This window comes from Stackebrandtia sp., from assembly GCF_035643755.1.
GTDB lineage: Bacteria > Actinomycetota > Actinomycetes > Mycobacteriales > Micromonosporaceae > Stackebrandtia.
This window is the reverse complement of the sequence record NZ_DASQPW010000191.1, coordinates 16,304-29,442: the sequence shown is the minus strand read 5'-3', so window position 1 is coordinate 29,442 and position 13,139 is coordinate 16,304. Positions and strand designations below refer to the sequence as shown.

General features: G+C 70.3%; 11 protein-coding genes. 5 read left to right on the top strand and 6 right to left on the bottom strand.

Features of this window, described 5'->3' with window-relative positions; genetic code table 11:
• Both VE172_RS14585 and VE172_RS14580 read left to right on the top strand, forming a co-directional pair.
• Positions 1-876 (top strand): YyaL domain-containing protein (locus VE172_RS14585; protein WP_475525902.1); only part of this gene is annotated, 876 nt, incomplete at its 5' end.
• Between the two features lie 189 nt (positions 877-1,065).
• Entirely contained in the window at positions 1,066-2,610 is a 1,545-nt protein-coding gene (locus tag VE172_RS14580; protein WP_324802649.1) for a cellulose binding domain-containing protein, read from the top strand.
• A gap of 9 nt (positions 2,611-2,619) precedes the next feature.
• Here the strand turns inward: VE172_RS14580 and VE172_RS14575 are convergent, their stop codons facing one another.
• A complete protein-coding gene (locus VE172_RS14575) occupies positions 2,620-3,414 on the bottom strand; it encodes an N-acetylmuramoyl-L-alanine amidase (protein WP_324802648.1) in 795 nt (264 codons plus the stop codon).
• Between the two features lie 121 nt (positions 3,415-3,535).
• On the opposite strand from VE172_RS14575, the gene VE172_RS14570 reads away from it, so the two are divergent.
• Positions 3,536-4,285, top strand: coding sequence for a L,D-transpeptidase family protein (locus VE172_RS14570; protein ID WP_324802647.1), 750 nt, complete (start codon positions 3,536-3,538; stop codon positions 4,283-4,285).
• 8 nt (positions 4,286-4,293) lie between these two features.
• Here the strand turns inward: VE172_RS14570 and VE172_RS14565 are convergent, their stop codons facing one another.
• Positions 4,294-8,751 (bottom strand): SCO7613 C-terminal domain-containing membrane protein, encoded by a 4,458-nt coding sequence (locus VE172_RS14565; RefSeq protein ID WP_324802646.1) that lies wholly within the window; start codon positions 8,749-8,751, stop codon positions 4,294-4,296.
• Positions 8,752-9,083: 332 nt separating this feature from the next.
• Here VE172_RS14565 and VE172_RS14560 point away from each other — a divergent pair, with 332 nt between their 5' ends.
• Positions 9,084-10,253, top strand: coding sequence for an acyl-CoA dehydrogenase family protein (locus tag VE172_RS14560; protein ID WP_324802645.1), 1,170 nt, complete (start codon positions 9,084-9,086; stop codon positions 10,251-10,253).
• Positions 10,254-10,398: 145 nt separating this feature from the next.
• Here the strand turns inward: VE172_RS14560 and VE172_RS14555 are convergent, their stop codons facing one another.
• From VE172_RS14555 to VE172_RS14545, 3 genes are read right to left on the bottom strand one after another with little or no spacing between them, the layout of a single operon-like run.
• Positions 10,399-10,797 (bottom strand): hypothetical protein, encoded by a 399-nt coding sequence (locus VE172_RS14555; RefSeq protein ID WP_324802644.1) that lies wholly within the window; start codon positions 10,795-10,797, stop codon positions 10,399-10,401.
• Entirely contained in the window at positions 10,794-11,051 is a 258-nt protein-coding gene (locus tag VE172_RS14550) for an Ada metal-binding domain-containing protein (protein WP_349258384.1), read from the bottom strand. The genes VE172_RS14555 and VE172_RS14550 overlap by 4 nt, the downstream gene beginning before the upstream one ends.
• A complete protein-coding gene (locus VE172_RS14545; protein WP_324802642.1) occupies positions 11,048-11,770 on the bottom strand; it encodes a 2OG-Fe(II) oxygenase in 723 nt (240 codons plus the stop codon). The genes VE172_RS14550 and VE172_RS14545 overlap by 4 nt, the downstream gene beginning before the upstream one ends.
• Before the next feature lie 80 nt (positions 11,771-11,850).
• Here VE172_RS14545 and VE172_RS14540 point away from each other — a divergent pair, with 80 nt between their 5' ends.
• Positions 11,851-12,840: a WD40 repeat domain-containing protein gene (locus tag VE172_RS14540; RefSeq protein ID WP_324802641.1), complete on the top strand. Its 990-nt coding sequence runs from the start codon at positions 11,851-11,853 to the stop codon at positions 12,838-12,840.
• On the opposite strand, the gene VE172_RS14535 is transcribed toward VE172_RS14540, so the two are convergent.
• Positions 12,797-13,123: a YrhK family protein gene (locus VE172_RS14535; RefSeq protein WP_324802640.1), complete on the bottom strand. Its 327-nt coding sequence runs from the start codon at positions 13,121-13,123 to the stop codon at positions 12,797-12,799. The genes VE172_RS14540 and VE172_RS14535 overlap by 44 nt on opposite strands.
• Positions 13,124-13,139: the final 16 nt, after the last annotated feature.

Sequence of the window (13,139 nt, the reverse complement as noted above, 5' to 3'; positions counted from 1 at the left end):
GCGTCGGCGTTGGACGCCGACACCGAGGGGGTGGAGGGCGCGACGTATGTGTGGACGCCGACGCAGCTGCGCGAGGTCTTGGGGGACGGCGACGGGGAGTGGGCTCGGGGGGTGTTCGCGGTGTCGGACGCGGGGACATTCGAGCACGGGACGAGCGTGTTGCGGCTTCCCGAAGAGCCGCAGGATGCGGAGCGGTTCGCGGACGTGAGGCGGCGGTTGTTGGCGGTGCGCGACGAGCGGCCGCAGCCGCAGCGCGACGACAAGGTGGTCGCGGCGTGGAACGGGTTGGCGATCCTGGGGTTGTGTGGGTACGCGAAGCGCAGGGGGCTCGGGGGTGTCGGGGCGCGAGCCGCGGAGAGCTCGATCCCTTCTACGGCGTTGGATGCCGCCGTCGCGGCGGGGCGGCTGTTGGCCGACGTGCACGTGGTGGATGGTCGGCTGCGGCGGGTGTCGCGGGACGGGGTGGCGGGGGAGGCCGCCGGGGTGTTGGAGGACTACGGGGCCGTGGCCTGGGCGTTTGTGGCGCTGTTTGAGTCTACTGGGGATGGTGATTGGCTGGAGCGGGCCAGGCCGCTGCTGGAGGCGATCGTGGAGGAGTTCAGCGATGCCGAGGGCGGGCTGCACGACACGGGGCGCGGCGCGGGGGCGCTGGTGAGTCGGCCGAGCGATCCGACGGACGGGCCCACGCCGTCGGGGTGGGCGTTGGCGGCCCGGGCGATGGTGGCGTTCGATCGGTGCGTGGGGGACGAGGTGTTTCAGGACGCCGCCTGGCGGGCCGTGGCGCGGGCTCGGCCCGTGATCGTGGCGCATCCGCGGTTCGCCGCGGGGTTGGCGAGCGCCGCCGAGGTCATGTTGGTGGGCAAGGGAACTGAGTAGGTATTGACTGGTGCTGTGGGAGCGCAGTAACCTTCTGTTGCCCATCAATTAGGAAATTTAATTATTGGGAACCGGATGGTTCCCTGGCCGCGACAGCAGCGGCCGCGCCCGTTTTTCACCTTGTCCCCGCGTCGGGGCTCATCGGCGTGCCCGAAAGACGCGGGCGACAGTCCATCAAGGATGATCCACATGCGAAATATTGTCCGCATGACGGCGATCGCGCTGTTGGCGCTTTCGGGCATCGTCGTCGCCACCACACCCGCAGCGGCCGCCTCGCCCACGGCCGCGTTCAGCAAGGACTCCGACTGGGGCACGGGGTACCAGGGAAAGTTCACCATCACCAATGGAGGCTCGGCCGCGATCAGCGGCTGGAGCGTCGAGTTCGACCTCGCCTCGGGAAGCCAGGTCGGGACCTACTGGGACGCCCTGCTCACCAACTCGGGCAACCACAACACCTTCACCAACCGCGACTACAACAAGTCCATCTCGCCGGGCGGCTCGGTCACCTTCGGCTTCATCGTCAGCGGCTCGGCCACGCCGACGGGATGCCAGCTCAACGGCGTCTCGTGCGACGGCACGGGAACCCCTGGCGCGCCAGGGGTTCCGGGCAACCCGAAGGTCACCGCGACCACCAACTCCTCGATCGGCCTGTCGTGGTCGGCGGCGTCGGGAAGCGTGACGGGCTACCGCGTCTACGAGGGATCGACGGTGCGCGCCACCGTGACGGGCACGTCGACCACCATCTCGGGACTGTCCACATGCTCCGCCCACACCTACAACATCGCCGCCTACAACGACGCGGGCGAATCGGGCAAGAGCGGCGCGATCTCGGCCACCACCAGCGGTTGCACGGGCGGCGGCAGCGGCAAGGCCGCCCCCTATCTCTACGAGGGCTGGGGCGACCCACCCTCGGCGTCGACGGTCATGAACGCCACGGGCATCAAGAGCTTCACCATGGCGTTCGTGTTGTCCTCGGGCGGCTGCAATCCCGCCTGGGACGGGAACCGTCCCCTGCAGGGAGGCGTTGACGCCCAAGTGATCGCGCAGATCCAGGCGGCGGGCGGCAGCGTGGTGCCGTCGTTCGGCGGCTGGCAGGGCAACAAGTTGGGGCCGAACTGTTCCACGGCGGCGGAGCTGGCGGGCGCCTATCAGAAGGTGATCGACGCGTACGGACTCAAGGCCGTCGATATGGACATAGAGAACACCGACGAGATGGAGAACGCCACGGTCCAGGACCGCATCCTGGGCGCCATGAAGATCCTGAACCAGAACAACCCCGGGCTCACCACGATCGCGACCTTCGGGACCACCACCAGCGGACCGAACTCCTGGGGCAAGCGCCTCATCGACCAGTCCAAGGCGCTGGACACGGGCATCGACGTGTTCACCGTGATGCCGTTCGACTTCGGCGGCGGCGCCGACATGTACGGCAACACCGTCTCGGCGGCCAACGGCCTGCGCGACATGCTGAAGTCCGCCTACGGCTGGAGCGACGCCACCGCCTACTCCCACATGGGACTGTCGGGCATGAACGGCCTGAGCGACCAGGCGGAGAACACCACGCCGCAGACCTGGACCCAGATCCGCGACTGGGCCAAGGGCAACGGCCTGGCGCGGCTGGCGTTTTGGGCGGTCAACCGCGACCGACCCTGCCCGGGCGGCGGGACGGTGTCGAACTGCAGCGGCATCGCCCAGGACGACTGGGAGTTCACCACGATCGCGGCGGGACTGTGATCCGGCTCTTCAGCGGTTCTGGATGAGATAGTCCATTATTCCATCCACAAGGGATTTCGCCAGTTTCTGGCGGAATCCCTTGTCCTTGAGGAGCTTGGCGTCGGCGGCGTTGCGCATGTTCCCCGACTCCACCATGACGGTGGGAACCTTGGACAGGTTCATGCCGCCCATGTCATCGCGGGGGTTGAGCCCGTCGTGGCCGATGTACGTGGACGGCTTCATCGGGGTGCCGTCCTCGACGGACTTGGCGATCACCTTGGCGAAGGCGGCCGAGGGTTTGACGATCTTTTCGTTGTGGCCCTTGACGGTCTTGGGCTCCATGATGTGGAAGCCGCGGCCGTCGGCGGGACCGCCGTCGGCGTGGACGGACAACGCGAGATCGGCATGTGCCTCATTGCCGATCTCGGCGCGCCTGTCGACGCAGGGGCCGACGCCGTCGTCGGTCTTGCGGGTCAGCACCACCTTGACGCTGTCGTTCTTGAACAGGGCGACCATGCGCTTGACGACGTCGAAGTTGAAGGCGTGTTCGGCGTACCCGTCCCTGGTCTGGGTGCCGCTGGTGTTGCAGGGCTTCTTGCCGTTGCCGACGTTGACCTTGTCGTTGATGATCTCGGGGTGGTCGGCGTTGCCGCCGTTGTGGCCCGCGTCGAGCGCGACGACGAACTGGGGGGACTCATCGGAGTCGGCGTGGTGGTCGGGGGTGGCCTCGGACTTGCTCTCGGTGTGTTGACAGGCCGTCGCCGTCAACGCGACCGTGGCGATGAACAGCGCGCAGACACAGCGGCGTAGCTTGCTGTATGTCACTACACGGATACCTCGCGTCCTTTGTGTGCGCTGCTGACCATCAGCGACCCTACCCGCTGCCGAGCCCGGGGGACTGGTATACGTCCGTTCGGATAGGGTCGCATCGACCAAGGAGGCGAGAATGGGTGTGCGCAAAGCGATCCTGGTGATCAGCGCCGTGGCCGCGGTGGTGGCGGGCTCGACGATGTGGGCGTTCAACGCCTACGCCAACGACGATCGGGGATCGGCGCACGATACCCACGACGGCACGAAGGACGACGCGTCGAAGGAGCCCGAGTTCACCGGCTGCGAAACGGGTCCGTATCAGGAGCAGGTGGAGCAGGCCCTGAACGGCTTGGGCGGCTTCGGAACCCTGAACGTCGACGGGCGTCAGTCCAGGAACGACTGCGACGCCATCAAGGACTTCCAGAAGCGCTTCGGCGTCAAGTCGGCCGAGGGAACCGCGGACAAGCTGACCGACACGTTGGCCCGCCACCTCGTCGGCTCCGACATGGACAAATGCGGCGGCGGCAGCGGCCGCGTGGTGTGCGTCGACCTGACCCACCAGACCCTGTGGGTCACCAAGAACGGCAAGACCGTCTTCGGGCCCACCGTGGTGCGCACGGGCAAGAAGGGCCTGACCACCGCCACGGGTCACTTCTTCATCAACTCGCGCGGCGAGAAGCACTGGTCGACGATCTACCACGAGTGGCTGCCGTACTGGCAGCACTTCTACAACGGCATGGGTCTACACGAGACGACCACGTATCTCCACGACCCCAACGGTTCCCACGGCTGCGTGAACCTGCTGCACGACGACGCCAAGAAGCTGTACGGCATGCTGCGCATGAACGACGCCGTGCACGTCTTCGGCCACCGCTCGGGAACGTAGGCCCCGGCTCACCGCATCGCCGCGACCACCCGCCGCACCTTCGCCATCTCGCGGCGGCGGCGCTCGAAGGTGCCGCCCACCAGCAACAGCAGGAATCCCCCGATGCCCAGGGGAACCCAGGACGACACGTACAACCACAGCAGCGACATCTCGCGAAGCGCCTGCACCGTCAGCACGATGCCCGCCGCCACCACGGGGGCCTGAAGGCGGCGCCAGGTGCCCAGCAGCAGGATCGCCATGGAGGCCGCGCCCAGCAGCAGGCGGCGCAGCGGCTCATCGGGGGAGATCAGGATCAGCGCCAGGGTGGGCAGCAGGCCGAGGCACAGGCCGGGACCGTAGGCGATCCAGCTGCGCAGCGACGGCCGGCGACGCAGCTCCAGCCACCCGCCGAGGATCGTCAACAGCGCGAACGGAACCGTGTAGGTCTCTATGGTGGACACTCGCGTGTCGAACAGCAGCAGCCAGTACGCCGCCAGCGCGGCGGCAGTGGCGGACAGGGCGTAACCGCGCTTGTGCCACAACAGATAGCCGCGTTCGCGGTGCAGCGGGGCCCGAACCGCCAGCAACCCGAGCACCGCGCCGTAGATCACCAGCACCACCGACAGCCGCGGGATGAACCACGCGGCCAGCCCGAGGGCGGGCAGCGCCGCGAGGTGGCCGCCGAGCTCGGCCGCCCAGGTGGCCACGCCCGTGGCGCGGCCGCGCAGCGACGCGACGGCCAGGAGCACCACCGACACCGCGATCGCGCCGAGCGCGACGCGGGTGGTGGGCAGGTGGACGGCGTAGCCCATCGCGATGACCAGGCCCGACAACAGGCCCGACGCCAGCAGCCAGCCCACCACCCGCCGCGCCGTGCCCGCGCCCGCCAGCGCCCCGCTGAACGCGGCGGCGCAGCTCAGCGCGAGAACACCCACTGTGGAGCTCGACGTGGTCAGGGAGCCCGCGATCGCCGCGCCCCCAGCGATCGCCGCCACCGCGACGGGCGCGATCAGCTCCGGGCCGCGGAGTCTGACGTGGACACACAGCAGGTACGCGGCGATGGCGACGGCGACCGTGACGTACGGCAGCGTCGGCCACGGCAGGTCGAGCACCACGGGAAGGCTCGGCACCACCAGCGCCAGCGCGACCATGGAGACGCCCGCGGCGCCGCGGCGGCCCGCCAGCCCGAGGATCGCCAGGACCACGGCGCCCGAGCCGATGGCCAACACGGCGAGGCCGAGGGGCTCGCCCGCCAGGTGTGCCGCGCGCGATCCCAGGGCGTCCAGGGTGTGGCTCGGGGTGCTCGTCCACGGACGGAGCACTCCGCGGTACGGGAATCCCAAGGCCACCAAGGGAAGCCAGATCACCGACGCGAAGGTCGCCAGGATGGACACACACGACAGTCCCGCGCGGATAGCGGCGGCGCGGCGGTTGGGCAGCATCAGCATGCCCGCGCCGACGCCGATCAGGCCCGCGGTCGCGGCGTACATCGGCGACTGCTCGGACGGGATGCCCGCCCGGGCACAGGCGGTCGCCACGGTGGGCACCACGATGGTGGCCCACGCCAGGTACGGCGACCCCGCGACCCTCAGCAGGCCCGCGACCAGCAGCCCCGCGCAGGCGGCCATCATCGCGGCCAGCTGGATGCGTTGCGCGGGCCAGGAATCCGCCAGCCCCGCCATCACCAGCACCCCCGGCAGCAGCGCCACGGCGCACGACACCGACACCCCGCCGATGATGGGCTGCCGTGCGCGGGCGGCCACCGCCAATGCCCCGCACACGACGACCAGCACCAGGCCGAGCCGCGCGGTCAGCGAGTACGCCGCGGAGTCGTTGGGGGCGAAGGGGTTGAAGACCGCCGCGGTGATGGCGTACGCGGCCCACGCCCCCGCGACGGCGATCCGTCGGCCCGCCCGCCCGCGGCTCGTCGCGTACGCCGACCACCACGCGTATCCGCACGCCACCGCCAGGACCAGGCTGGGCCCGACCCACCACAGCAGCGCCCGCCAGGTGGCGGGGACCGCCACCACGGCCAGGGCCGCGCAGGCGTACGCCGCCTCGGTGCGCCACCGCGGCGGCAGCAGCGCCAGCGACGCCAGGCCCGCCAGGGCCAGGATGAACGGGGTCCGCCAGTCCAGCCAGGGCGGCGACGGAGTGAGCCCCCACATGACGGGCACGCACGACAGCGCGATCAGGCCCGACAACGCGGTGGAGGCGACGCCGACGATGGCGGCGCCCCAGGAGGTTCCGCGCGAGACCTTGCGGGGCAGCGCGGTGGCGAGCAGGCCAACCACGATGGACGCGCCCGTGTAGGCGAACAGGGATTCGTGGGGCCACCAGGCCGCCGCCACGCCGCCGATTCCCGCCAGGGCCGCGGCCACACAGGACGCCACCGCCGCGTCGAGGCGGGGGCGGGTGGCCCGCGCCGTCACGGGCAGCAGGGCGTAGGCGGCGACCGGCATCGCGACGGCGGAGATGACCACGACGGGGGAGGCGTATCCCGTGGCACCCAGGGCGAGCCCGCCGACGGTCGCGGTGATCACCGCGAGGAACAGTCCCGGCAGCAGGTACAGCCGCCAGGCCAGCGCGAGCGGGTCGGCGTCCAGCGCGGGGGACGAAACCGCTGGGGCGCCGGGGTTCGGCGGCGCGGCGGCTTCGGCGTCCGGTTCGGACGGTTGTTCGTCGCTTGCCGTGTCGGCGTCGGGCGGCGGGACGAGCGGCACCGTCGCCAGCCCCGCCGACACGGCGACCAGCGCGAGCGCGACGGCGAGCATCCACACCGGTGTCAGGTGGTGGATCGTCATGCCGCTCAGGTGAAGCCCCGACGGCACGGCACCCAGACCCGTCCACAGCGCCGTCCCGAACATCAGACCCGCTGGCATGCCGCGCTTCCCGCGCAGCGCGATCGCGCCGACGGCCACCAACGCGACCGTCAGCGCACCGAGAACGACCAGCGACGCGCGCTCGCCCCCGTTGGCCAGCACGAGGGCGTAGGCGAACGCGGCCCCGCCGAGGGCCAGCATGGCGCGCACGGCCGCCGGCGGGCCCGTCGCCGCGATCAGCGCCGCCACCACGGCGGCCGTCGACTCGAACACGGCGGCGGCAACCCAGTCGAGGCCCAGGGCCGCGGGTGCCACCAGCACGCACAGCGTGATGGCGCAGGCGATCAACCACCAGCGGCGCCGTATCCACTCCACGCTTCCCATCGCGATCGTCAGCACCGCCAGCGCCACCAGCGTCTGGGACGGCAGCGCGTGGACTCCCGATGCGCCGTGGTGGCTTCCGAAGTGCCACACGGGAAGCAGCCTCCACGTCCACCGCACCGCGACCGCCAGGGCGATCGCCGCGGCTCCCGCGCCGACCAGTCCACTGGCGACATAGGCCGTGTACATCGGGCCGGGGCGCCACGGCCGCGGCAGCCTCGGGCAATACACCACGGCGGCCGCGACGCCGATCGCCAGCGGCGCCACCTGGTGGATCGGCCAGCCGTTGATCCACGACCCCGACAGTCCAAAGGAGAGCAGCCCGATCCCCGTCACCACGGCCAATCCGCCCGAAACCTGCGTCAACAGCCGCGAGGCGCGGCGGCCCTGGTGCGCGGGGAAACGCTCGAACAGCCAGGCCGCGGCGATGACGACCCCCAGCAGCAGCGCCAGCGCGGCCGTTGCCGGCAGCGGTCTGGTTTGGACGTACCCGAGGACGAGGGTGGCGGCGCCCGCCACGACGACGGCGAAGCCGGGCACCAGCATTCGGGTGACCATGCGGTACCCCAGGGCGAAGGCCGTCACCGCGACGCAGCCGAACAGGATCATCGGCGTGTTGACGCCGTGGGACATCGCGTTGGTGATCGTGTGCGAGGCCTGCGATCCGTTGTTGACGGGCGGGATCACCCGCAGATAGCGCAGCGCGAACCCGTCGCACCCCAGCATGAGGATCGCCAGCCCCGACAGGGTCTCGGCGGTCGCGCTCAAACCCTTGCGCCGCAACCACAGCGGAACCGCCGCCATGACGGCGGTGATGGCCAGCAGGATGGCGGCGCGGCCCACGGCGCCGAAGGTCGCCCAGGCCACGACGGTGAAGACGATGACGGCCGCCGCCGACAGCACCCCGCCGAGGATCAGCAGGATGTTCTGGATCGACCGCGTCGACGCCTCGGGCCTGGGCGGCGCGGGTGGGGACGCGGCCTCGGGCGCGTGGCCGGGCACGGGACCGGGTGCCCAAACGGGCGGGGGACCGGGGGCGGGAACCCTAGCGGGGGCGGGAACGGGCGTCGGCGCCGCCGCCCGCCGCAGCCCCTCCAGGTACGCCACCAGCCCGACGCGGCGGTGCACCAGCTCGTCGGTCTCGCGCTCCAACAGCCCCAAGCTCTTGCGCAGCTCGACGGACTTGGCCCGTCGCCACCCGATCTGGGAGTCGACCGAGGCCAGCTCGGTCAGCGCGGGTTCGGGCCCCCGGCCACAACCGGGACAATACGCCGCCCACGACATGGCCCCGCACTGTGGACACGGGTATACGGGTATGTTCGCCGAACCGTTGGACGCCATGCCAATGCCCTCTCCAGAACACATAGGAACGCGTCGCATCGCGAATGGATCGAGCGATCCGCTCGCGAAGACGCCCATATGTGACGTGGATCCATCCGCATCGGTTCATTCGAAGTTCATACATATTTGCCATCTGACCAAAGGCGTCACGGGATCGATGTACGTCAATATGCAAAAGCCACGGTCTCCGCGTCATTACTGGCGGGTATTCTCGCGGGTGGACGCGAAACTTACGAGTCGTTAAGGCTTGACGAGCCTGGAGAAGGTGGACCCCTGTGAGCGGAAACAAGGACTTCGACGCCTACCGCCTGCCCGAGGAACACGAGGCGATCCGCGCCGCCACCCGAGAGGTGTGCGACGCCGAGGTCGCCCCGCGCGCCGCCGAGACCGACTCCACCGCGGAGTTCCCGCAAAAGTCCTATGAGGCGCTGCGCTCCGCCGACCTCCACGCACCCCACATCCCCGTCGAGTACGGCGGCGCGGGCATCGACGCACTGGGCACCGCCATCGTCATCGAGGAGGTGGCCCGCGCCTGCGCCTCGTCCTCCCTGATCCCCGCCGTCAACAAGCTCGGGACCATGCCGCTGCTGCTGGCGGCCTCCGACGAGCTGAAGCGCACGTACCTGCCGCCCGTGGCCAGCGGCGACGCCATGTTCTCCTACTGCCTGTCCGAGCCCGAGGCGGGCAGCGACGTCGCCGGCATGAAGACCCGCGCCGAGGCCGACGGCGACCACTACGTCCTCAACGGCGCCAAGCGCTGGATCACCAACGCGGGCGAGTCCGAGTTCTACACCGTCTTCGCGGCCACCGCCCCGGGCGGCGGCGCGCGCGGCATCAGCGCCTTCGTCGTGGAGAAGTCCGACAACGGCGTCAGCTTCGGCGCCCCCGAACACAAGCTCGGCATCAAGGGCTCGCCCACCCGCGAGGTCTACTTCGACAACGTCCGCATTCCCCGCGACCGCCTGATCGGCGCCGAGAACGAGGGCTTCAAGGTGGCGATGCGCACCCTCGACCACACCCGCGTCACCATCGCCGCCCAGGCGGTCGGCATCGGCCAGGGCGCCATCGACTACGCGGCGGGCTACATCACCGAGCGGCAGCAGTTCGGCAAGGCGATCGCCGAGTTCCAGGGCATCCAGTTCATGGTCGCCGACGCCGCCATGAAGCTGACCGCCGCCCGCGAGCTCACCTACAAGGCCGCGGCGATGTCGGAGCGCGAGGACAACGGGCTGACCTACTTCGGCGCCGCCGCCAAGTGCTTCGCGTCCGACGTGGCCATGGACGTCACCACCGACGCGGTGCAGCTGCTCGGCGGCTACGGCTACACCAAGGACTACCCCGTGGAGCGCATGATGCGCGACGCCAAGATCACCCAGATCTACGAGGGCACCAACCAGGTGCAGCGGATCGTCATCGCGCGCCAGTTCCTCAGAGGCCGTCTCTGAACGTCCGATTTGCCCGCTGGTCCGCGTTGTCGTCGTCGCCTGTGTTTTCACACAGGCTCCTCCTCCGCCTTGCCAGCGAACAAAATTGCCTGTTCATAGCCAACTTCTGGAAGCCGCGAAGCGGCTTCTCAAGGGACTGGTGTAGTCACCACGCGCGGCCCTCGGCCGTGACACCGCGGACTCCGTCCGCGATCTGATCACCGGGTGTCAGGGACGCCGCGACGATGGTCCGTCGCGGCGCCCACTGTGCCGAGCCGATCAGCCTGCGGCACATGCCCTTCCAGCCCGACGGACGCGCCGCCACCACCCAGGCGTCGGGTTGATGCGCCGTGAAGCGGCGCGCCTGACGCAGCCAGGACGCCGCCGTCTCGGGCCAGTCCACGACGTCCAGCACCTCGCCGCCGCGCGCGACCCAGGCCCGCGCCACGGCCTCGCATGTGGCGCCCGCCGCGTCGTCCCGCGACCGCCCCAGCACGATCGTCCTGGCGCCCAGGGATTCCAGCAGCCGCAGCACCCCCGACACCTGCGCGGCGCACGGCCTCACGTCCCCTCCTTCCACGAGCGGTACTCGCGCGGCAGGCACACCGAGCACGGCCGATACCCCGCCGCGATCGCCGTGTCCTCGTCGGCGAAGAACACCCGCTGCTCCACGTAGCCGCCGCGCGCGATGGCCCGCCGCGCCGACGGGCAGTCCAGCCGCCCGTACAGGCGGCCGCCGCGGTGTCCGCCCAGGGTCCCGGGCGCCGCGCTGCGGTACGGACGTCCGTCCACACCGATCAGTGTGTACCCCGATGTCATGTCGCGTCGTGGAAGACGAGACCGAGGGTGTGGCGGCGCCCCGAGCGCACCACCGACACCCCGTGGCGGGTCGCCGCCGCCGACCAGCCCCGCGCCGAGGCCACGGGACGGTCGCGGGTGGTGAACACCAGGCCGTGCCCGTGGGGGATCAGCGTCGCGCTGCCCCGCGACTGGGCGCGCGGCCGCTGCTCGACGAGCAGGAACTCGCCGCCCGTGTGATCGCGCCCGGGGTCGTTGAGGTTGATCACCACCTGAAGCGGGAAGACCTTGTCCCCGTAGAGATCCTTGTGCAGCGCGTTCCAGCCGCCCGCCTCGTAGCGCAGCAGGATCGGCGTCGGCCGCGTCTGGCCCGCGCGGTGGCACTCCTGAAGCCACTCGGCCAGGGAGTCGGGCCACGGCGACTCGCGCTTGAGCTTGCGCGCCCAGTCGCGGGCCACGGGCAACAGCCGCGGATACAACTCCTCCCGCAGCCGCCGCACGGGCTCGGGAAACGGCTCGGCGAAATAGCGGTATTCGCCTTCGCCGAATCGATGCCGCCGCATGTCCACCGTCGAGCGGAAGCGCGCGGGTTCGTCGTACAGCGCGGAGATCCCGGCGGCCTCGTCGGGCGTCAACAGCCGCGGCAGCAGCGCGCTGCCGTGCTCGTTGACCTCGGCGGTCACCGCGTCCCAGTCGGCGGACGCGACGCGGGCGGCGAAGCGGTCGTTCACAGTCGTCATGTCGGTAGAACACCGACACCCCCGCCGGCGTTGCACTCGCACCTCGCGCGACCGACCCGGGGCCGGGTTAACATCCCGGAATGCCGAACCCCCTCGCGACCGCGGCGATCCCCTCGGACTCGCCGATCATGGACTTCGACGTCGTCGTCGACAATGGATGCCCGCTGGTGGTGTGCGCGGACTTCTCAAGCCGTGTGTTCTCCTGGGATCCCGTCGCCGATGTCTGGCGGGAGCACCATGTGGACAATCCCTGGGAGGACGAATACGACTTCATCGAGCTCACCGCGATCGCCGCGACGGTCGTGGACGGGCGCGTGCTCATCGGTGGCGGCGGCGACCACCAGTCCTTCGCCCAGTGGGACCTGCGCTCGGGTGCCGTCCGCCAGCGCGCCAACCCGATGGAAAGCGGCGTCCAGAGCGCGGCGGTCGTCGAGTGGGACCGGGGCGTGGAGGGTCCGGTCTTCTTGTCCGCCGACTCCAGCTTCCCGCCCCGCCACAAGCTGTTCGCCGCGGGACGCGACGCCGATCCGCGGGAGCTGGCCGCCAATCACGACGGGGTCGGGCGCCACGCGGCGGGAATGCTCGGCGACACCCCCGTGCTGTTGACCGACTCCCGCGGCGACTCGGCGATCGTATGGGACGCCGCCACCTGCACCCCTCACGCGAAGTTCTGGGACGGGCCGCCCTTTCGCAGCCTCGGTCTGATCACCGTGGACGGGCAACAGTGCGTGGTCGGCGTCGCCGACTCGAGCCCGCCGGTCATCCACATTGGTGACCCCGCGACCGAGAGCTGGGTGGCGTCGTTTCCCGAACTCGACCTCGAGCACGCCACCGACGACGCGCCGGATTTGGAGAGCACGTACATCGGTTACCTCGGCGACCGTCCGATCGCGGCGGTGGGCATGGAGGACGGCACCGTGACCGTCTGGGACCTGGCGGCCCGCGCCGTTGCCGCGTCGTGGGCGGGGCACGACCGCGAGGTCTTCGCCATCGACGTCGCCGACCTCGGCGACGGCCCCGTCCTGATCACCGCGGGACGCGACCGCTGCCTGAAGCTCTGGAGTCTGTGACGGTTGCGCGGCTGGGCGCTCCCGCCTGCTTGGCGCGCTCCCGCAACCGCCCCAGGTGGATCAGCCGCGCCAGGCGGATGACGGGGCGCACCAGCAGCTGCGCGCTGCCCAACACGAACAGCCAGGTGCCCGCGTACGTCAGATCGGTGGAGAAAAAGAAGAAGCTGCCGATCAGGAACCACGCCGCGATCAGCAGGTCGTTCACGATGCCGAGCGCTTCGTAACGCTTGCGGATCACGAGTTCCTCGTGTCCGAACGTCAAGACCAGCTCGCGATCACTCATGGTGCCGATTCTAAGG